Here is a 20,270-nt window from a genome sequence, read left to right on the forward strand (position 1 = left end):
CTGCAAACGGCCTTATGAAAAAAGAGGGTGCAGCTGTCGGGTTGCAAAGCAAAAAAACAGTTATCACAGAGGATAGCCTGTGATAACTGTTCGTATTTCAAGGGAGTAGATAGTGCGGTGGAATATGATGCTGCTCGATCTTTTATCGCGAACGGTTGGTCAAAAAATTTGCTGCCGATCTTCAACGTTTTCTAGGCAATCATCGAAGCGCGATAGGCCGTGGGATCATTGGCCGCTATCTCTTTTTTTGGTTAGAAGGTCCCAATAAAATGTAAAGAAGCTGCGGGAAACCGTTTGGCTTTTGGTTCACCATCTTCTTTCGTTACCCCCCGTAGTGTAGCTTCATCAATTCATCCTTAAAGGCAGACCTGTTGGGATACTTTCCAAGAAGCGTGTTTGCAATTTCTACCGCCTCCACTTTTCCGCCTGCTTTCTCCAGCAATCGAATGATTCGGCATACATTCCAATATTGTTTCCGATTGCTTGCTTGCTCTGCTTTTGCTGCAATAAAAGCTCCAAACAATTCCTTTACTTGCTCCGGAAATTGCTCCATTAAATAAGGATAGTATTCTTCGATCCTGTCCGGCCTTTTCGCGACATACTCCAGAAGCAGCTCCGTATCATGCTCTTCCAAAAGAATTCGCGTGTAGACGTCATCGTTCCATCCACCCTTTTTCGCAAGACTTTGCATTAATTTCTTGTAAACAGGCGGCCAATCTACCGGAGAATACGTGTCCTTTATCTTTTGATAGCATGGATATTCTCCGTCCAGTACGAGTTCCTCACCTAGTTCACGAAGCTGTTCGATCTGCCCGGAACGTTGATAAGCTTCAAACCGATATTTTTTCCATTGTTTAACCAGCCCGGGCAACCCTTTCGCTTCATCCGATTTTTCCCCTGCTTCAGCTAACTGAATGACCTCCGTGAAGTTCCCACTGTTTAATGCATGCTGTATGGCCATTTCCCTAAACTCCGAAAAGTGGAGCTGATCGTACAAATATTCACTCGCCCGCTTCTCTCCCGCGTTTTCTTGCATGTGCCGGTAACGCATCAAAGCGATTTGCTCTGCGAAATAATTTTTGTCCCAACTACTCCCCTTTTGTTCCTTGCTCATCCGGGAAGCATGCTCATCCCATTCCTTTCGCAGATCACTGTTCGTCGCCACATTGGAGGCATGTCCCAGTAATGCCAACTGAAAATCCGGCCATCCGTCAAATCGGGATTGTTTCGATTCCTCCAACAGCAAGTGGAACAAAGTCTTATGATCTGCTTGAGGGATGAACTCACTGGCCGACGTCAATTCATGAATTCGCTCCAAGCTTTCATCAATGATAAAACCGACAATTCCTCCCGAGTCATCCGCCATTTGAACCATATCCACCATTTCTTCCAAGATACAGAGGTTGATTCTCACTGCCCCAATCCAATCGGTATTCTCTGCAGCTTCCCGTGCCTTTTCCGCCACCAGTTCCGCACCTTTAACGGCACCTGTAACATTCCTCCAGCTGATAAATCCATGTTTGTCAGCGTAGCTCTTCATGTGCGAACGAATCAGTTTCCTGTACTCTCCCAAAACATTTTTTCCTCCGGCTCTGGAAACTTTACACTTGATTCGCTGCTCCACAGACTCATCATCAGATGCGAGGGAAAGAATGATGTCAATCAGGCTTTTTTTGTTCTCGGCCTCCAGCAGTTTCCTCAAATTTTTGTGCTGACTCATCGGCAACTCACTTTTCTTGGATGTTGCAAGCCCTGCCTTGTCATCACGAAGCCTGAGTAAAACCGCAGCCTGATGTTTGCAAACCGGCCCATAATCATACGGACAATCGCATTCCGTGGAAAGGACGGTTCCATCGTTGGTCAACTCTACATAAACCTCATATCGTTCGCTACCTTGAACCTCTGCCCGAAAAACCAAATCGCCTGTTTCCTCAATCGACAGGACATGTCCGCCGAAGATGTACTCCTGCCCTCGTTCCAATATGACAGGATCTATGAAGTTGTTAAGATTGCTGAGCTTCATGATTGTTCACTTCTCCCAGACATGTTTTTTTGCGTTTTACATAATGCGTAGAGTAACGCCGTTTCCTCTACAAGTTTGGGTGAGATCTTCTCCATCTTCAAGAGCAACTCCAACGGACTCACGTATCCATTTTCCAAAATCAACTGATGCACCGAATGTCTAACCTTGTTCTGCAATTCTTGTCAAGCGCTCCTTTCTTTATACCCACTCAAGGGCAGTTGCTGTTATATGCCTCGACAAGTTGCTCATATGACAAGCCGAACCGTTCCAACCAATCTTTAATTTCCTCTTCGGCATAATCTCCTCATCGTCCCAATCGATTCCGGGCTCTCCCGTATAGGCTTCATCCATTTCCAGAATTACTTGTCCGGTCTGTACATCTAAGTAGTACCGATGCTCATCGCTGTTATCTAAATAGGTCTACAAGTTCATCCATTAATGGCATGTCAACCGTTCCCCGCTGATGATCATGATCACTTATTTTAGCAAACGTAATAGAAAAACACCGCTCTTATGCGGTGTAAAAAGAATAATGATGTGTATAGTGGAGGCGCGTCGTGGCAGTTCAATTCATAATCCACAGTGTCATGGTAAGAAGACCTCCTTATTTCAAAGGAGGTCTTCCAGGCTTTCCCCTAGATCAATCCTGTACATAGCAAATGCTATGGGATCAATGTAATCATATTGTATGCAGTAAACCATGAAATATGACAAAAGAGCAACTATGATAGTTGCTCTTTTGGGATCAATTAAGGTGTACGTGATCGTTCACGGGATCAATGCTTTCACTTTGAATTATTGCACGAAAAAAAGTCTCTGTCAAGTAACGTTGTGTCTTGTGGTAAATAACATCCTGATCGCATCATCAATCTTCACTATATCCTGATTACTTACGGAAGCTACCCTTCCTTTTGCTCGTAGCGGATAGGTGATTCTCCTCAAACTTATCGTTCGAATTTGTTCAATAAGCACTGTGTTATTAAAATGTTCCAGATCAATATGGAAAAAGTACTCATCATTTAAACGTTGAGTAGTAAGTGGCACAACAACTGCGATCGGGGCTTCTTTTGTGCTCCATAGAAGGACAACCGGACGATGCTTATTTTCTTCGCTTCCGATGTTTTCTCCTAATTCCGCCCAATAAATTCCCTTTCGAAAAATCGGAAATTGAAAGGCAGGCTCCGAACCGAATGCTAAGTCAGCTTTTTGCTTCATCCACTTAACAAATTTCACTATTTTTTCACGATCTGTTTGAATCGTTAGGAAATCTTTTAACTCACTCCATACTTTCTCAATATCCTCTTCTTGTGATCCCTGCAACAATCCCTACACCTGCCCCCCATTAGCATCTACCCAATCTTGCATCAGTTCTTCGACAAAAACTTCTTGGTGAATTTTCACACCAAGCAAGAGCATATTGGAACAAAGTCGGTCATCCCAATCTACCCTCATATTTTGCAGTTGCTCTTTCTCCTTCACCGACAAAGGCAATCCGTATTCTGTATGCCTCTCGTAATCTGCAAAACGCATCCGCCATGGCACAAAATACTTTGCATATCGCCGAGCAAGCCCTTGTGCAATCGCAACTCCTTTTACATCAAAATCTCCGGAATAGTAAAGCCATAAGTTACTTTGGTCTCTTGCCTCCAAGCAGCGGTCTATAAACCGAATGGTTGCCGCACTTGGCTGCCCATTTAAACATAGTAAAATCGGAAGAGTGTCGTAGATGGTACGGTTATTTCGCTTCTCACGTTGCAACGTTCCATCCAGCAATGTTGCAAACACCGAGGGGTTCTCCACCACATACAACCCGGAAAATTTCGGCATAACAGGCAATCTCTCTACTTGTCGCAGTGTCATTACGAGTTCTTCTTTCCTTCCGGTCAAGTGGGGCGCAAAAAGCATGACCTGGGAAGAGATATCATCGTCAGCAATGTTTGCGAAGCGATACGTTTTCCGGATTTCCAAGCTTCTAACCGGATCAGCCGCATCATTCTCGCCGAACCCGCTATTCAATTCCAACGTATCAAGTGAGTCACTTGACTTGTCATCCGGTTTCCGTGAAAAAATCTCCTGAAGACCGTACCACAGCAACCGACCGGCAGGATTCTTGATATCGAACGCGTGTGCATTTTTAGCAACCTTTGCAGCCAGAACGGGGAGGCGGATCACCATCTCAGGGGCTTCACATTCAACCTGTGCATCCTTTGTTTGCTTCAACTCCCAGACACGACAAAGTGCTACCAAGCAGTAAACAAGTTGCTGGTGTGCTTCCTCCGCATTTTGCACATGCATTTTTCGCAAAATCCGGCTTCCTGGTGCCGCCCCTTTCCGTAACGATTCCATCCATTCAACAATTTGGACCGGTAACTGCCCACCTCCCACTGCCTGCAGCGCCTCATCGATAAAGAGGTTCCAATTTTGCTCTGCTTGTTGTTCCTCTTCCGCACGGGTCAACACTTCTTGACCGTCCAGACAGGCAAGCAATTCTCGAATCGTGATTTCATAACCACTTTGCTGTAAAAGGGTATCCAATCTCTTCATCGAGAATTTCAAATCTTCCCCTGGCTTCCAAAGTCCCTCCAGCAATCCTGTAAGCGATTCACTTTCTTCGGCAGATAGCTGCGGGAGCCGAACGAATCCGGACACATTACGCCGGCGATATGTGTCTCGAACAGCATCGATAAATCGTATAAGCCCCGGTTCGGAAAAAAATGCCCGAATCTCATTCTTTTGTTTTTCGTCCATAGCCACTACTCCTCACTCGTAGCAGCCGATTCATCGTTCTGTAATAGCTCGATCCTTTTCCCATTCCAGCGATAGCGGAACAGCGTGACAAAGTCGGCATCATTGGGCCGATAGATTTCTACCACAGACAAGCTCGGAACCGTATCATAGCACCCCCAAAGCACCTGTGAGGTCATCATATAGTCGAAATCCATTTCGGTCAGAAGCTTGAACAAGTCACGGATGTTTTCTTCGTCAACACCGGCAAACGCCTCGTCGAGAGAGATGATTTTGGGCGCTTCCGGGCTGGCGTCCGCGTATCGGGAATAAGTTGCGGCAAACAGCGGGATGTACATGGACATTGCTTTTTCGCCACCGCTCATTACGTTAAATTTTGAATCGGTTAACTCTTTGTATCCTGTTTCCCCGCCTTTTTTGTACCGGAGATTAAACTGGAACCACGTCCTGTAATCCAGGATCTCGTAGATGTGTTTACGAAGCGACTCCCGCTCTTCTTGCGCTCCCTGCTTTGCCCATTGGATCCGCGAGCGGAAATGCTGGATCATTCGTTCAACCTCGTCTTCCCGCAGCAGCCGCGCATCCCTGCGCAAAAGCTCCACCAATTGTTCGGCGTTCATCTCCTTCTCTGACTGAGCGGCTTTGGGGACCCATTGCAGCTGCAATTTCAAGCCGCTTGAGGTGTTGCGCTCTGCCATCAGCCGATTCATTTCCTTGATCCATTGTTCGGCACGCATAATGCGCTGGCGAACCGTCTTGCCTACACTGCGCAAGATAATTTCTTCATAGAGCTGCCTGTCCTTTTCATCCAGTAAATCGGACTGCTCCGTAATCAACGCATTGATCTCCCCCAACAGGGCAGATGGTGTTTGCGGCCGCAATCGATCGCGCATAGATAAAACCGTTATCCGCCCTGTCTTGTCATTCACCATGGCTTCCAGTACGTAATCCATCAATAAATGGCGGACTGTATTGAACTGATCAAATAGCGAAGAAGTCACACTTTCACGGTTTCTACCTGCCGAGGAAGGCTGCAGTTCATGAAAGATAGTTTTGCAAAGCCGGAAAACATCAATTTTGTCCTGTCCCGCTCCGGATAAATCCGTCCAATCCGTTACGAGACCTAAAGAAATTTCCCCGTTCCACCGTCGTAAAGCTTCATCTACGGCCTGTTGATGTTCGTCGAATCGGCCCATTCTTGTTTCGAGCCGCTCCGCTAGCCGCGCCTGTTCGGCTTCATCCTTTCTTATGCATTCGTTTTCATCAGTGATCCGTCGTACCAAATCACGTTTTTCTTTGTCTAACTGGGAGATGCGCTCATACAGATCGTGAATGCCCAATTCCTGCATGTGGCGACGCAGGCTCTCGACCTTTACTTTCAAAGAGTGATATTTCTCCTCCAACTCATCCACCTGTTCAGATTCAATTTCAAGTTCCGCCAAAAGTTCCTCTGTCTCTTCTTGAAACCTCCGAATGGATTCAGAATGCCTTCCTATACTCTTTCCACTCTCCATGCAATTCGGAAATGCCGTTCAAATAATGCTGAATCGTTTCTCTTGCTGCTTGCAATTCTCTCAGGTTTTTGAGGCGTGACCATTGCTCCGTGCTCACTTCCAACTCGATTTTCAACTGCTGCCATTGATTGTTCTTTTCCCGCACGCGATCGGCCATCCGTTGGACCTGGGTCATTACAGCACTGAATCGGTGCACGGCTTCCGATAGCACATTCAATCGTTCTTGAAGCTGCTTGTCATTTGGGAACGACTTCACATCTTCATCTACCTGAGCAATCGCCCTTTGGATTTCGCTTACTTGCTTTGTCATTTCCCCCAGTTGTTGCTCACATGCCTCTATCTCTACCTGCAATCGTTCAATCTCGGACATTTTGAAGCGGCGCCGGGCCTCCTTACCAATAAAACGGGCTGGTTGGGTATCGGTTACACATCCGCGAACCGGCCCCAATTGAAAGAAGGAAGAACCGATCCAGATCGACGTTGCGTCCAACTCTTCAAATGGCGGGGTGTCTTCTGTTTCTCTCCAGGCAAACGACCGCAGTACCGCATCGATCATCGCTTCATCCAGGCCGCTTTCCGGCGAGGGGACAGGCTTTAGCACATCAGCGAGGGTGTATCCCCACTCTACTGGTGAGGGAACAACCCATACCTCTTCCCCTTCATCGACTCTACCAAGGCAACCATCCGGTGCTACCCATGCGTCAAGAAGACCGCATGCACCGAGCACACCTTCGATGCGTGCCCGCTCCTCCTCGGTCCAGTGATCCAGGAAATCGCAAACGTCATACAACGGAGCCCCTCCCCTTGCCCCCCGGTTTATACGAGCGGATGTTCGTTGGCCGTTTCGTACCGGCTCCGGCTCACGGCTCTCCTTCCACGCCTGCTGCTCTCGCTTGAACGTGGCCCGCTCTTCTTCAATTCGCTGTATGTCGTGGCGAAGCTGCCATTCCTGTTCCTTCCATTGTCTCCGAACCTCTTCCGCTGCTTCGATGGCAGGCTGCTTCACATCGGCGAAATTCCGGTTTTCCACGGAAATAGCGGAAACCGCCTGCAAAATTCGTTGAAACTTCCCTTCTTCTACAGAAAGTCCTTTTACACGCTGTTTCCACTGAACAATCTCCTCTTTCAGGTGCTGCAGAGCCGCTTCTGTCTGCTTTTCAGATTCAACCTTCGCCAGTTCGGCTACGTCCCTTTCCTGCCGGATGGCTCCCAGTTCCTTCTCCAATTCCTGCAGGCTGTTCCATGCATCCCGCTCGGCCTGGGCTATCTTCCGTGCATATTCGATAGCATCGCGGTGGCGGGCCACATCCTTTTTCCATTCCAGAACAAACCCGTCTTCATCAGGCGGATGCTGGTACCAATAGCGATGGTAGATATCATGCTCGGAAAATTCCATCTCCCTTGCCAAACTCTCAAGCTCCAGCAACTGATCTTCCTGGGCGCGCAGGTGCTCCAACTTCAGACCTTCATTTCGCTCCAATGCCGATTGTATTCGATCTTTGCGCAGCATTAGTGCATCAATGCGTGCGCGCGATTTATCCAAATACTGACCGGTTTCGGCAAAATTCCTTTCCAACGCTTGCAATTCTTTCTGCTTTTCCACCGCTTCATGCCGATTCAGGACATCGAGGTCGGCGTCCACTTCTTGCAACCGTCCGCGATATCCTTGCAAACGCTCATGGGATTTCGCCAATTTCTGTCCCATTTCGTTGCATTGAGACTGAACCTTTTCTACTTCCTTCGCTTCTTCGTCCGCTTTTGCTTTGGCATCGAGCACTTCTTCTGATGCTTGATAGAGGAGAACCCGATTATAGCGGTCATACGATTTTTCCAGCTTTTCCAGCTCGCTTTGATGCAGCTTCAGCTCATCCAAACGATCCGCAATCTGGTCCATATCTTCCAAGACTTCGGAAAGCGGTCGCAGATCATCTTCCTGAAGCGGCGGGAGCGCTTCCGTCAAAATGTGATAAATCGCCGATGGTTTGAAATCCTTGGACAACTTCGGGCTGCGAAGCTGGATGATCAAATTCATCAAATCGGTAAATGCCTCGCTGTCATAAAACCCAAACAACGCTTTGTTCACCAGGTCGCGGTACGCTTTTTGCTCCTGTACCACTTGCCCCCCAGCGGCGATCTTGTTTTCGAGTTCCCGGCGATCCAGAGGATACTTTCCTTTCCCCTCCAACCAGGCAATCCGGTCATACAACCAGAAGTCCTGGTTCACCCGGCGCCCATCATCCAGCAAAAATCCCCAGAAACTAACCTGGGATGCCCCTCTGCGAGCACGCAGCCCGATGCCGATCGTTTTGTATAGGCCTTTTTGGGGATGGTGGAATTCCATCCATAAATACCCGATCCGGTTCGAATGCTCCCCGTCTTCCCCAAGCAAATAATATTCAATGCGGCGATCCCTTGAACCAAACGGGTCCAACCTCTGCGGCCGCTTGTCGCCATCCAGCACCAGCGGAAGGAAGCTTTGCATCGTCACGGATTTTCCGGCGCCGTTTGTCCCCCGCAGGATGAGACGACCTTCCTCCAGCGAGATTTCTTCGTCATCGTACACCCAAAAATTGAAGATGCCTGCCCGGGTCATCTCCCAGCGGTTGCGTTTCTGATGCTCCGCAACGTTATCGAAAGACTCATTCTTTGATTCATTTTCTAGTTGCATCGATCTCCCTCCCCCTTATTCCGTATCTGTCGCTTGATAGACGCCATTCCAACGGCCAAGAACCGGAGAAATGGCGAACCGGTTCTCATCCCGCCATCGACCCAATCCCCACTCGTTCAGATGCTTGGTCAGTGCTTCCGCCAATTCTGCCGCTGTCATTTCCTTGTGCTCCTTGCTCCAATATTCCTTGTGGCGCTGGCGCAAAACAAGCAACAGATTCTCCAAATCTGCACGCCCCAACACCAACTCCCCATTGGCTTCCACGTACCACAGCGAGGACTCGGCGTGCTGCAGCCGTCTCAATTCTCCCGCCAACAGCAATACCAGATCAGAAATTGACGCCAAGGTGGGAAAAAGCTCCCCATCACTCGTAGCGTCAGGATGAAAAAACAGCAATCCTTCCCGGTACCGACTGCCTTCCCAGCCAAACATCATGCGAAGCTGCTCGATCAACGATCTCCTTTGGGTAATGACATAGTACAAATCATCAGCGTCCCATTCCTGATCCAGGATGACTGGTTCTAGCAAAAGTCTTCTGTAGACGCGATGACGGCGCTTCCTCATCTCTCCGTCCGGTGTGTCTGTATAGACCATCTGGGCGTTAAGCTCATGGATGTCAGTAAATCGGGATAGCTCCTCCGGAAATTGACGCAGCACATATCGAACATTGGGGGTGCATTCGTAGAGGACGTTATTTTCATCGTTATGGGCCCAATCCTGTTCATCGCCATCCACCGCAATCAGCACCCCAAACTGCTTGAGTTTCTTTAACGCACGCACCATCGACAAACGGTGCTGATACAGTTCCCAATCGACATGCAGCCCCGTTCCAACCATCTGTTCCTGTATCTGTACCACCATGTCTTTTAACAGGAATTGGTCAAGCTCCGTTTTCCCTTCCAAATACCATAGTCCATAAGTGAAAAAGGTATAATCACGCGGCTCCCGAAATTCCTGGATGCCCATCCAAGGAAATGCCCGCAACGGTGCCTTGTCCAATTTTGCCATCGACCTCGTCAGCATCAGGGAAAATCCGGCGTATTCCGCAAACCAGTCCCTCAGTTCCCGATACTGGTCACGAATCCAATAAAACAGTTCCGGGTCTTCCTCCTTTGTAATCCACGGTCGATTGAGCAGTGCCAGGGCGCATGTCTGGCGTCGTTCCCGCCAAATATCATCGCCTGATCTGCCTTGCATCCGCATCCGCCGCAAAGCCCATGACCGAGTCCCTCCTCTACCCATGAACCGTCTCCTCCTTATATGGCGCATCAAACAAGAGCGTATAGTTCGGCATGTCCAATATGCCGTCTTCACACACCAGTGTTGTCATCTCGCTGGCCTGGGCCAATTGCAACCGTACTTTGACTCCCTCTGCTGTCACGAACGTGCGGGAAGAATTACCCATGCAACGGCCAATCCATTGCAATAACCGCAAACGCGTCTTGGCATCGAGGACCCCCAATTCAGAGATGCGTACCTGTTTCTTACTGGCCATCCGATGAACAAACTCGCGCTCCTCCTGCAGCTGCCGCTCAATAACGGCCCGTGCAGCCTGCTTCCTGCTCCCCGATTGCCGAACCGGCTCCGTCTCAGAACGTGAAAGTCTTTTCCGACTTCGTGAACGAACGGGCCGAATCTTGGGTACTTCATGCCACATGGAGATATCAGTTAGATCGGTTGTGCGCTCATCCTCGCCTTGCAGATGTCTGCTAGGGAACAGCCCAAATGCATAAGCGGCTAGGCAGTGGGCCTCATCCATCGAAGTCAGACGGTCAAACCACTGGGCCAAATACTCCAATTCCTTCTTCCTGCTGATCCCGGCCCGTTTTCGCTCCTGCAGCCTCACTGCACAACGGACCACTTTCGCAATCGTCTCTTTGGTTGCACGCTCCAGCAGTACAAGCTCGCTTTGCTCGCTTCCTTCCCCCAAAAACCATCTACGCAGATTTTGCCAGCCTTGCTGCAAAGAAGCGGCCATCTCTTCACTTGAGAAACTTTCCTCCAACCGAGGCTTTCTCATCTCGTCGCCTATTGCATGCTCTATGAACGTTTCCGCCACAATACGGGAGATTCTCTGCAAATGCCCTTCGATTTGATAAGCTTTTTTCTGAAGCCCTTTGATAAAATGCTGCAAATAGTCGGTCAGCTTGTCCTTCATCAGCAAAAAAGCTTCCGTAGCCATCATCTGTTCCGCTTGAATCGAGTTCATGCTGGCGATGAAGTCAGCAGCATTCTCATGCATGGTCTTAAAAGCTTGATACAGCTTTCCCCAACAAGCCGCAGCTTCCCCTTCTTTAAAAAAGCCACCGCTCTCCCTCACAGCTACTAGACACTCCGCTATCGTATCCAGATAAGTCGTCTCCAGCGAACCTCCATATCCCTTGATGGTTTCTAGCGTTTGCAGCATTCGCTCGATCTCGATTGAATAGGGCGTCAGCACATACTGACTCTTCTTTCTCATGTACTCTTCAACGGTCTGAGCTCGGCCGCCATCGTGCCTGGAGGCAAGATTGCGCCATTCCTTAAGCTGTTCCAGATCTGCCTGGCACTGTTCAACCGTATATCCTTCGAGAATCCCCCACAGCTTTACACCTTCGAATACCTCTTCTACCCGAAGCCAGTACCGAAGCCGTTGGTATTCCTGGTAGAAATAGCGCATCACTGCTCGATAGCGAGCGACATTGTCTGCATTTAAATAGCGAAATTCGGGAACGCCCCGAAGCATCGCAGGCGACATAGAATGGTCCAAGATGACGATCCTCCCGTCCGATTTTTCTTATCGAATATGGTAATGGTGAATATGGGAAAATGCCATATTGTTAATTTTTACCAATTTATCACCTTTACACTTATTACTTTAATTGTGGTTTATGAGTATCGGAACATGCTAGAATAAAAATATGGGATTGTAGCGAGGAGGGAAACAATGACTCAACGAAGACCCGACGAGGAACGCAGAGTGGCAGAAAATCAACATTTATGGGCAGATATTCAAAGGAATTGGAAACAATATCGGTCATATGCTCAATATGGTGGTCTCCAATGTCCGAAATGCAAACGAAAAGACGCCTTTGTGTTCCATGCTTATTATCGAGGACGTAAACGCTATAAGTGTAAATGTGGAACTACTGTTAATGATTTGTCGCAATCTCTCATGCACCGCAGCCGCCATCCCAAAAAATGGCTTGATTTTATGGAAATGGTGCTTAAAGGAGAAAGTTTGGGACAAATGTCGAAGGAATTAGGCCTGAGCAAGGTAACTCTTTACCGTTGGAGAAAAAAGTTCATGCAGCTCGCTACGGAACTTTATCAAGAGCGACTGCAGGGAATCATTGAAGCGGAGGAGTTCGAGATTCCCCCTCATCTCAAACCCAATTTTATTCAACATGCAAAAAATGAGCGGATAGATCATAAGCAAGTCTATTTACTAGTTGCCAAGGATCGATTGGGCAACTGCCTTTTCCGGATAAAGCGCAACCGTACTAAGCTATGGAGAGCATTTTTGCAACGCGTTCAAAAGAAGTCAACAATACATGCAAATGTTCCTAAATCAGGACTGCCGAACATCATTCTTCCTAAAGATGTAATGTTCTTTGGTCCATCAGAAGGTAGGGAGACAGTAGAAAAACGAGAATGGAATAGTTCGATGTGTGAGTTTCTTAACCATTTCGCCCAAACCAGTTCGAAGTATCGAAGCGTATCAAGCAAATATCTGATAGGATTTCTTAGTTTGTCGGCATTAAAACATAAACTGCATGGAAGCACAAGGGAACAAAGAAAAGCGTTCTTTATATACACGCTGCTGACGAATAATATGAGTGCGGCACATAAGCTGGTTTCCAATTGATATCGGATCGTCTGCTGGGAAGTCCTCCCGAAAAATTGTGACAATATTTCGAACGGTTCAACCTTTGTTTTTTTGCCACATTTAAGTTATATAGTTTGATTTTCATATACATTTATTTTTATAGGTAAATTTTCGATAAAACTAAATTTTTGCTATAAAATAAAAACAGCTATCACAGAGAATATTCTGCGAGAACTGTTCGCTACGTTCAATGCGTATGCATTCTTGGTAAAACCTGTACGTGCTCATAACCAGTAGCACAAATTTACAATTGTATAGAAAAAGAGACAGTTAGCTTTTCTCTGTGTAAAAATAGAAGTACCACCAACCACTTCTACGCAGAGGAAAATCCAGCATGTCTCATACGTTTATGGGTAGCACATCAAGAAGATTTGAACAACATTTTACGAGACTGGAAATTACCTCTGTATTTCTCGAAACCCGTTATGAATCACATCGTTCGCTATCTGGACGGGATACGTAGCAAAGGATGCACAGGCATATTCACCGTGAAAGTCGCCATCATCGAGATCGGCGTACCTTGAGCCATGTCCTTGCACACGGCAATTGGAACGAATCATTTCTTCTACGTATTGCTCAGCACCATTCTTGGAAAAGCGTTTTCATCAAGCGAATCAGTCAAATACACCCATTTTCGTACTCCTAGACGATACTGACTGCCAGAAAACCACCCCTTCGCCACAGGCTCAGCGCACAATACAGGGCGCAACCTTCCAACATTCGCATGCGGTAGGAAAGCCTGTTTGGGGCTGCCGTCAGCCTGATCCCGGCAACGGCGAACATCCGGTCAACAGTCTCGCTACAATTCATCCGGTTGGGAGCATAGCGGATCGGCAAGCCCGTCAGCAAATACAAGCCATTCGTGATCGTCTGCCAGAGGTCGTATGGTATGCCGATGTGCTCCTGGATAAACGCGGTCATTGCATTAGCATTAGCCTGCTATCCCCCAATCACACTACCATCCCCTCCATCGCTTGGGATGATCTACCCGTGCGATTGCTACAGAACTCAAACGGCATCATTCTACCATTACTCGTGAGTTAAAACGAGGGTACGGGCAGAAGAATACCAGGCTGAGGCTGCTCATGTGGCTTATGAGAAACGACGTAAACGCTCGATTTCTCGTGGCAAATGGACAACCGAACGGGAGCAATACATTGCCGGGAAGTTGCCCAAAACTGTCTCCCGAGCAGATTGCCGGACGAACGAGTCAAGAATGCCCCGAACAGCAGGTTTCGTTTAAAACCATCTATCGCTGGCTGTATCAAGGTCTTCTGGTTAAAGGAGATACTGTTGTTCTACGCCACAAAGGCAACCGCCGAGGTCCTGTCGAAACGCGTGGCCGCTTCAACGTAGGCAAGTCCATTTCGCAGCGCCCCAACGAAGTAAGAACACGTCGGAGTTTTGGTCACTGGGAGCTGGATACGGTTGTTTCAGGTCGGGGCAAAAACAAAGCATGCGTCGCTACGTTCGCTGAACATAAGACCCGCCTCTATCTTGCCGTGAAGATGCCTGATCGCACCCCATCCTCTTTAGAGAAGGCATTTGGAGTGGTCGCGGATTCTTTTCCCAAAGGGACGTTTCAAACCGCCACCGTTGATCGGGGGAAAGAATTTGCCTGCTATGAACGGTTAGAGTCAGCACATGATCTAGCCATTTACTTTGCGGAGGTCTCTGAGGAAGAGCTTGTTTTCAAGAATTCCATCTCATGAACAACCGTCCAAGAGAATGTCTGGGCTGGAAGACAGCTCACGAATCATTCATAAAAGCTCTGTCGCACTTGGCTTGACAATCCGTCATCCCCAAAAAGCTCTTTACGGAAGACAAATAAAAAAACACCACTCACGTTTCGAGCAGTGCTCCATATTACACTTTTGGTGTGGGCGGGTGATAATCAGATTGATAATAGTTGGAATGGAAGCACTTATTAGGTTTACTACTATGTTTCGGTATTTTTCAGATAGTAACAAACTCTTCGGGAAAAATATTGACTCATATGATCAGCTAAGTGTGCTCTTTCCTCTTTCGATATCTCATAATGATCCAAAAAATCTTTAAACATTGCATAGTCCTTTATCTCAACTTTTTGTAAAGCTTCGCCTGTGTACATCCGATATAATTTTTGAATTTTGCACCATAATTTGTTTGTGATTTCTTTTTTTATGTCTAGTTCTTCTTATCTCTTTTTCATAGACAGCAAATTATCATTATATTGTTTAATTGCCTCATCTTTGCCACGAAAAATCAATAGCTTAAAACTCATCGGCTTAATTCGTTCTAACAGATCCAAATGATACCAATGCACCTCTTCAAACAACTCAAAATCAATGATCGTTTGAATAATGTCGGTTTTATCATCTTCCGATATTTCACATCCATTCTTCAAAAGTAGATCAACTAAAACCTGGACGTCAATATGAGACAGAACCTCATTATAGCAATCAAAAATAAACTCAGAAATCAACTGTTCATATTTTTCTTCATAGGTATCATGAAAGAATCCACAACCACTGATATAAGATGCAATTGAATTCCCGGTATATTCCTCAAGAAAATCTCCTATACAAGGGTAATCATCTAATGAAAATCCCTCATCTAGTCGAAGAAGAGTACCCGAGTAGTCCCAAGGTGAATCAAATTCATGAGTAACTATATATTTGGGACGGAAAATGAAGTCATATGCTAGATCCACCGCTAACCTATTCAGAAGTATTTGAAATTTTCCCTCCACCTTGTCTCTAATTTGTTGAGAGATACTTTCTATAGTGTATTTCATCCTTTACTCCCCCAATTATTCGGGAATATAAGTACATTTCCTATAATTTTATAATAAGGTAAGATAACCCAAAATACAAACACAAGTTCCCGTTTTTAGTTGAATCTGCACGAATGAGATAGAAATACAACTTCTAACTAGGTGAAACCTTTAACACTTAGAACGCAATTAGTATCGATTTAGCCGGAAGCTTGATTAATCGCTAGTAGAAATTTCAACGCAGAGCTTTTCATTGGTTGATTCCGACACGCTTTGTCGCTATCGCTCCTCCGCGACCGAGCCTTCCGTCCGATTCGGACTTGCACGATCTAATCATCGTCTTTGATACATAACAAAAAAAGCACCCACATGAGGAGAGCACTGCAAAACGGTTACGGTTTCTGTAAAAACAAAGAGGGTGTCCCAAAAGTAAACTTCGGAACACCCTCAGCAACACGATATGTTGAAAATAATGAAAAATCAGGGAGCTAAGCGGACTGTAAACGCGTAGCTCCCTGGTTTTTGGCATCCACGGCTGCTTGCTTCAGCAAATTGTGGGCAAGCGAAAGCCACCCGACCTTCAGACTTACTTTCGGTAAGTCTCGAAGCAGGAACCTTTTGAAACCTCGGTTGTTCTTCATCGCACCAAACACGGGCTCCGGCTCAATCATGCGCCGCACTGCCAGGGCATAGCCTTCTTCGCTCCGGAGCTTCCGACTTGCTTGGCTCTTTAGCCGCAAATACTTCATGCTGACTTTGACTTCGCGATTGCCTTGGGCTTTCGTACACTGCGGTTTTAACGGACAGGTTTCGCAACCGGCGCTTCTGTAATGACGGTACACGATTTCGCATCCACTTTCCGTTTTTTCCTTGCTCTCTCTACGGAAATGAAGCGTTTGTCCTGCTGCGCATGTCCACGTATCTTGCTCGCTGTTATACGTCCAGTTGTCGATCTTGATGATGTCTCTTTGCCATGACTTGCTTTTTTCGCGGTGATGGGTGCTGTATTTGACGATAGCTTCGACTTCGTTCTGCTCGAGATAATCATCATTCTCTTCGCCGCCATACCCCGCATCTGCGATAACGCTTCTTGGCAGCTTGCCTACCTGCGACTTTACTTTTTCAAGGTGAGGGATAAGGCAGCGCGTATCGGTCGGCCGCTGGTGCACACTGTAGCCGACTATGAATTGGTTTTCGGTGCCGATCTGCACATTGTAGCCAGGCTTGAGTTGGCCATTTCGCATGTGGTCTTCTTTCATTCGCATAAATGTCGCGTCATGGTCCGTTTTGCTGTAACACGATTGCCTAAAATCGTCTCATGTGTCTCGTGCTTTTGGAGGCGAGGAAGCAGGTCTTTGCGGATCATGCGCACGGCCTTCTTTAGGGACTTGTCTTTTGGCTTCTCCTGCAGGCGCTTCTCCAATTGCTTACCGGCATGCTCCAGCTTTTCACCTGTGATGGTGGAGGACTCGCCCAACTCGAGAAGATCCCGGCCCCCGTGCTCTCCTTCTTCTTGCTTCTCGGCTTCCTCAATGGTGGCGAACAAGGTCCGTACTTTCTCCTGGAGCTTGGCTTTGTACTTGACGACCGCTTTTCCCCAAACAAACGTATACCGGTTCGCATTGGCTTCGATCTTGGTACCGTCCACAAAGTAATGCTCCAGTTGGACGTAATTCTCTTCGACCAGGAAATGAAGAACTGCGGCAAATACGGTCTCGAGTACGGTTTTCATCCGGTCTGAGCGAAACCGGTTGATGGTACGGAAGTCCGGACGTTGTCTGCCTGTGATCCACATGAACATCATGTTTTCACGGGCAGCTTTGGCGATCTGGCGAGAAGAGTAGGAAAAGTGGGCAAAGACGTTGCGGAAGCTGTTTCAGTCCCCTCGTTCCTCGGGTCCGTAATGTAACCAGTCGGCCGCGCGAGTCGTACTCAATTCCTTGCTCTGTTTCAGTCCCCTCGTTCCTCGGGTCCGTAATGTAACGGCGCTACAGGCAGCCGGTTTTTTGATGCTCTTTTCCGTTTCAGTCCCCTCGTTCCTCGGGTCCGTAATGTAACTGAGAACATGTACCTGGAAAATTCTATTTTCACTCCTAGTTTCAGTCCCCTCGTTCCTCGGGTCCGTAATGTAACGGTCGTCTGGTTGCGGCGCCGCTTCTCCATCAGCAAGGTTTCAGTCCCCTCGTTCCTCGGGTCCGTAATGTAACGACCAAGGGGTAATTTTCGAGCACTGAGCGAATACGAGTTTCAGTCCCCTCGTTCCTCGGGTCCGTAATGTAACAACGATCTGAACCTGACGAACTACGAGTCGGCGCTTGTTTCAGTCCCCTCGTTCCTCGGGTCCGTAATGTAACCATAAGCCGTGCCGCCCAATACCAGCTCGCAGGCAAAGGTTTCAGTCCCCTCGTTCCTCGGGTCCGTAATGTAACCCCGCAATACGTGCCGTCATCCAACTTAAGCTTACCCGTTTCAGTCCCCTCGTTCCTCGGGTCCGTAATGTAACCGAATCGCAGAAGACATGAAAAAATAAGTAGTTCAGTAGTTTCAGTCCCCTCGTTCCTCGGGTCCGTAATGTAACCTTGTCCGACAATGGCTGCCGGTACTGCATCCCAAGTTTCAGTCCCCTCGTTCCTCGGGTCCGTAATGTAACGATTCAACAGGATTGACCACATCGGCAATACGAACTGTTTCAGTCCCCTCGTTCCTCGGGTCCGTAATGTAACAACTTCCGCGTGGAACAACCACGGCTTCATAGCCGTATGTTTCAGTCCCCTCGTTCCTCGGGTCCGTAATGTAACTATGGAAACCGATTCTATTAATGCAATGATTTTAGAGTTTCAGTCCCCTCGTTCCTCGGGTCCGTAATGTAACGGTTGTAAGCTCCTCGAACGCCAGCACGCGGCTGATGTTTCAGTCCCCTCGTTCCTCGGGTCCGTAATGTAACTTCCGCATGCCCGACGCTTCCGCCGGTTCGTACAGATCAGTTTCAGTCCCCTCGTTCCTCGGGTCCGTAATGTAACTATGGTATCTATCGTTTGGCTTAATTTTGATTTTTGTGTTTCAGTCCCCTCGTTCCTCGGGTCCGTAATGTAACGCACCGGCACTCGTGACGCGGATAGTATCCACACATAGTTTCAGTCCCCTCGTTCCTCGGGTCCGTAATGTAACATAATTTTGCCTATGAGTGATGCCAAAACGTCGAGCTGTTTCAGTCCCCTCGTTCCTCGGGTCCGTAATGTAACAACTACTTTGGTAGAAGCAAGCCCAATGGATACAATCTGGTTTCAGTCCCCTCGTTCCTCGGGTCCGTAATGTAACATGTGTGTAATACACATGTTGTACGGTCCTACAATGCGGTTTCAGTCCCCTCGTTCCTCGGGTCCGTAATGTAACCTGCCAGAATATCCAGTCAATCGCTTAAATACAGCAGTTTCAGTCCCCTCGTTCCTCGGGTCCGTAATGTAACTGAAGGAGATTAACAAGAAGCAAGGTACGTTTTTTGGTTTCAGTCCCCTCGTTCCTCGGGTCCGTAATGTAACTTACGCTCCACCCGAACTTCCTCCTTTGGCAACTAGGGTTTCAGTCCCCTCGTTCCTCGGGTCCGTAATGTAACGGCAAGGCGGTCGACAAGGGAAACGGTGCGTCGGGAGTTTCAGTCCCCTCGTTCCTCGGGTCCGTAATGTAACTTATATAACCCTACACACCGTGCCATCATTTTGCTACAGGTTTCAGTCCCCTCGTTCCTCGGGTCCGTAATGTAACCGACCTCAATCGGCATAAATAAATCCAGCAATGCCAAGGCTTTACTCGCAGTCAAAGTGCTCAACATTCCTTATTATTTTCGAGCATGATCTTTTTGTCAAAAAACAGGCTCAATCCTCGAAAATCGTTTTTTCTCAGTTGCTTTACTCGTCTGCCATTAGTATTCGCTCTCAAGAGTATAATTATGTACTCTCACGACAATAATAAGGCATTTGCCTTCTTTTTATAAGCCCCTCATCATCTCCTCCTGCAATCACCCCACCTTCCCATTTATGAAGAGAAGGAGAAAAAACTTACCTCCTTCTCCTTAAACTCACGAATCAGCCTTTTTCCCGAGAATACCAAGTAAAATCCCTGCTTGCCCGCTTTTGTTGATACGGAATAAATACCGTTTTCATGACCCTGTCCCGTCCCATTTTTGCACTGGCATCATCAAAAGAGCTGATGCTTTCAAAAGTCGCCTTGGGCCCCATGTCATCGAGGTATTGCATCACGACACACTCGCTAAATGACGCCGGTTCCCCCAAATAGGAACTGAAGCTTTCACCTAGCTCCTGTCGCACTTCTTGATTCGTCGCTTGCAAGAAGCTCCCCCGTTTCCCCAAGTAATGCAAATGGAGAAGCAGCTCCTTCAATAAGAATACCAGCTGTTCGGTAAGCTCCTTTGTTTGAATCGCTATGGCAAGCTCACCGTCAAAGAAAACATACTCGCGAAACCCTACAGAGGAGATGAAAGCCGGTCCTGCTTTCTTGTCCTTTGGCTCCGTTTGGATTTTAATGAAGCTGTTATTTACAATGGCTTGCTTAGGTGGTTCAAACCGTATATCCAGATTGCGAATCCAAGGAAATACTTCCCTTCCATCGATTCCTTTACGGAAAGCTGCATCTAGCAACGCCATTTTTACACTATACATCGTCGGGACCAGATTCGTTTT

10 protein-coding genes, 3 pseudogenes and 1 CRISPR repeat array are annotated in these 20,270 nt (G+C 47.5%); of the genes and pseudogenes, 3 read left to right on the forward strand and 10 right to left on the reverse strand.

Going from position 1 to position 20,270, the window contains the following annotated elements; all coding sequences use genetic code 11:
* Positions 1-322 precede the first annotated feature (322 nt).
* The 7 genes from ACTID9_RS26210 to ACTID9_RS26240 all read right to left on the reverse strand — a co-directional run bounded on the left by ACTID9_RS26210 (position 323) and on the right by ACTID9_RS26240 (position 11,699).
* Positions 323-2,023 carry an SWIM zinc finger family protein gene (locus tag ACTID9_RS26210; RefSeq protein ID WP_441068205.1) on the reverse strand — a complete coding sequence of 567 codons (1,701 nt, stop codon included), beginning with the start codon at positions 2,021-2,023 and terminating at the stop codon, positions 323-325.
* A gap of 819 nt (positions 2,024-2,842) precedes the next feature.
* The gene (locus tag ACTID9_RS26215; RefSeq protein WP_441068207.1) at positions 2,843-3,343 is read right to left on the reverse strand and encodes a type II toxin-antitoxin system PemK/MazF family toxin; all 501 of its coding nucleotides are present in this window, start codon (positions 3,341-3,343) and stop codon (positions 2,843-2,845) included.
* 6 nt (positions 3,344-3,349) lie between these two features.
* Complete coding sequence (locus tag ACTID9_RS26220; RefSeq protein WP_441068209.1) at positions 3,350-4,771, reverse strand: TIGR02679 domain-containing protein; 1,422 nt, start codon at positions 4,769-4,771, stop codon at positions 3,350-3,352.
* A gap of 5 nt (positions 4,772-4,776) precedes the next feature.
* Entirely contained in the window at positions 4,777-6,282 is a 1,506-nt protein-coding gene (locus ACTID9_RS26225) for an SbcC/MukB-like Walker B domain-containing protein (RefSeq protein WP_441068211.1), read from the reverse strand.
* Positions 6,248-8,950 (reverse strand): TIGR02680 family protein, encoded by a 2,703-nt coding sequence (locus tag ACTID9_RS26230; RefSeq protein WP_441068213.1) that lies wholly within the window; start codon positions 8,948-8,950, stop codon positions 6,248-6,250. The genes ACTID9_RS26225 and ACTID9_RS26230 overlap by 35 nt, the downstream gene beginning before the upstream one ends.
* Positions 8,951-8,965: 15 nt before the next feature.
* On the reverse strand, positions 8,966-10,192 hold the full coding sequence (locus ACTID9_RS26235; RefSeq protein ID WP_441068215.1) for a TIGR02678 family protein: 1,227 nt from the start codon (positions 10,190-10,192) through the stop codon (positions 8,966-8,968).
* Entirely contained in the window at positions 10,185-11,699 is a 1,515-nt protein-coding gene (locus ACTID9_RS26240; RefSeq protein ID WP_441068217.1) for a TIGR02677 family protein, read from the reverse strand. Before ACTID9_RS26240 ends, ACTID9_RS26235 begins: the two co-directional genes overlap by 8 nt.
* A 177-nt stretch (positions 11,700-11,876) precedes the next feature.
* On the opposite strand from ACTID9_RS26240, the gene ACTID9_RS26245 reads away from it, so the two are divergent.
* The 3 genes and pseudogenes from ACTID9_RS26245 to ACTID9_RS26255 form a co-directional block, all read left to right on the forward strand.
* Entirely contained in the window at positions 11,877-12,797 is a 921-nt protein-coding gene (locus tag ACTID9_RS26245) for a transposase (RefSeq protein WP_441068219.1), read from the forward strand.
* A 645-nt stretch (positions 12,798-13,442) separates the two neighbouring features.
* Positions 13,443-13,568, forward strand: a pseudogene (locus tag ACTID9_RS26250) (IS701 family transposase); the annotation flags it as partial.
* A 233-nt stretch (positions 13,569-13,801) separates the two neighbouring features.
* Positions 13,802-14,607, forward strand: a pseudogene (locus ACTID9_RS26255) (IS30 family transposase); the annotation flags it as partial.
* 387 nt (positions 14,608-14,994) lie between these two features.
* Here ACTID9_RS26255 and ACTID9_RS26260 read toward each other — a convergent pair.
* From ACTID9_RS26260 to ACTID9_RS26270, 3 genes and pseudogenes are all read right to left on the reverse strand, one after another.
* Positions 14,995-15,594 (reverse strand): hypothetical protein, encoded by a 600-nt coding sequence (locus ACTID9_RS26260; protein WP_441068221.1) that lies wholly within the window; start codon positions 15,592-15,594, stop codon positions 14,995-14,997.
* Between the two features lie 467 nt (positions 15,595-16,061).
* A pseudogene (locus ACTID9_RS26265) lies at positions 16,062-17,416 on the reverse strand (IS1182 family transposase); the annotation flags it as partial.
* Positions 17,417-17,446: 30 nt separating this feature from the next.
* Positions 17,447-19,335: direct repeats of the CRISPR family, unit length 37 nt; unit sequence GTTTCAGTCCCCTCGTTCCTCGGGTCCGTAATGTAAC.
* Between the two features lie 320 nt (positions 19,336-19,655).
* Positions 19,656-20,249, reverse strand: a complete 594-nt coding sequence (locus tag ACTID9_RS26270; RefSeq protein WP_441068224.1) for a type I-A CRISPR-associated protein Cas5 — start codon at positions 20,247-20,249, stop codon at positions 19,656-19,658.
* Positions 20,250-20,270: the final 21 nt, after the last annotated feature.

The organism is Brevibacillus fluminis (genome assembly GCF_052072235.1).
GTDB lineage: Bacteria > Bacillota > Bacilli > Brevibacillales > Brevibacillaceae > Brevibacillus_D > Brevibacillus_D fluminis_A.

Coding starts and splice junctions, on each gene's coding strand:
- ACTID9_RS26210 (WP_441068205.1), bottom strand. CDS start 2,023: ATGAAGCTCAGCAATCTTAACAACTTCATAGATCCTGTCATATTGGAA.
- ACTID9_RS26220 (WP_441068209.1), bottom strand. CDS start 4,771: ATGGACGAAAAACAAAAGAATGAGATTCGGGCATTTTTTTCCGAACCG.
- ACTID9_RS26225 (WP_441068211.1), bottom strand. CDS start 6,282: ATGGAGAGTGGAAAGAGTATAGGAAGGCATTCTGAATCCATTCGGAGG.
- ACTID9_RS26230 (WP_441068213.1), bottom strand. CDS start 8,950: ATGCAACTAGAAAATGAATCAAAGAATGAGTCTTTCGATAACGTTGCG.
- ACTID9_RS26235 (WP_441068215.1), bottom strand. CDS start 10,192: ATGGGTAGAGGAGGGACTCGGTCATGGGCTTTGCGGCGGATGCGGATG.
- ACTID9_RS26245 (WP_441068219.1), top strand. CDS start 11,877: ATGACTCAACGAAGACCCGACGAGGAACGCAGAGTGGCAGAAAATCAA.
- ACTID9_RS26260 (WP_441068221.1), bottom strand. CDS start 15,594: ATGAAATACACTATAGAAAGTATCTCTCAACAAATTAGAGACAAGGTG.
- ACTID9_RS26270 (WP_441068224.1), bottom strand. CDS start 20,249: ATGTATAGTGTAAAAATGGCGTTGCTAGATGCAGCTTTCCGTAAAGGA.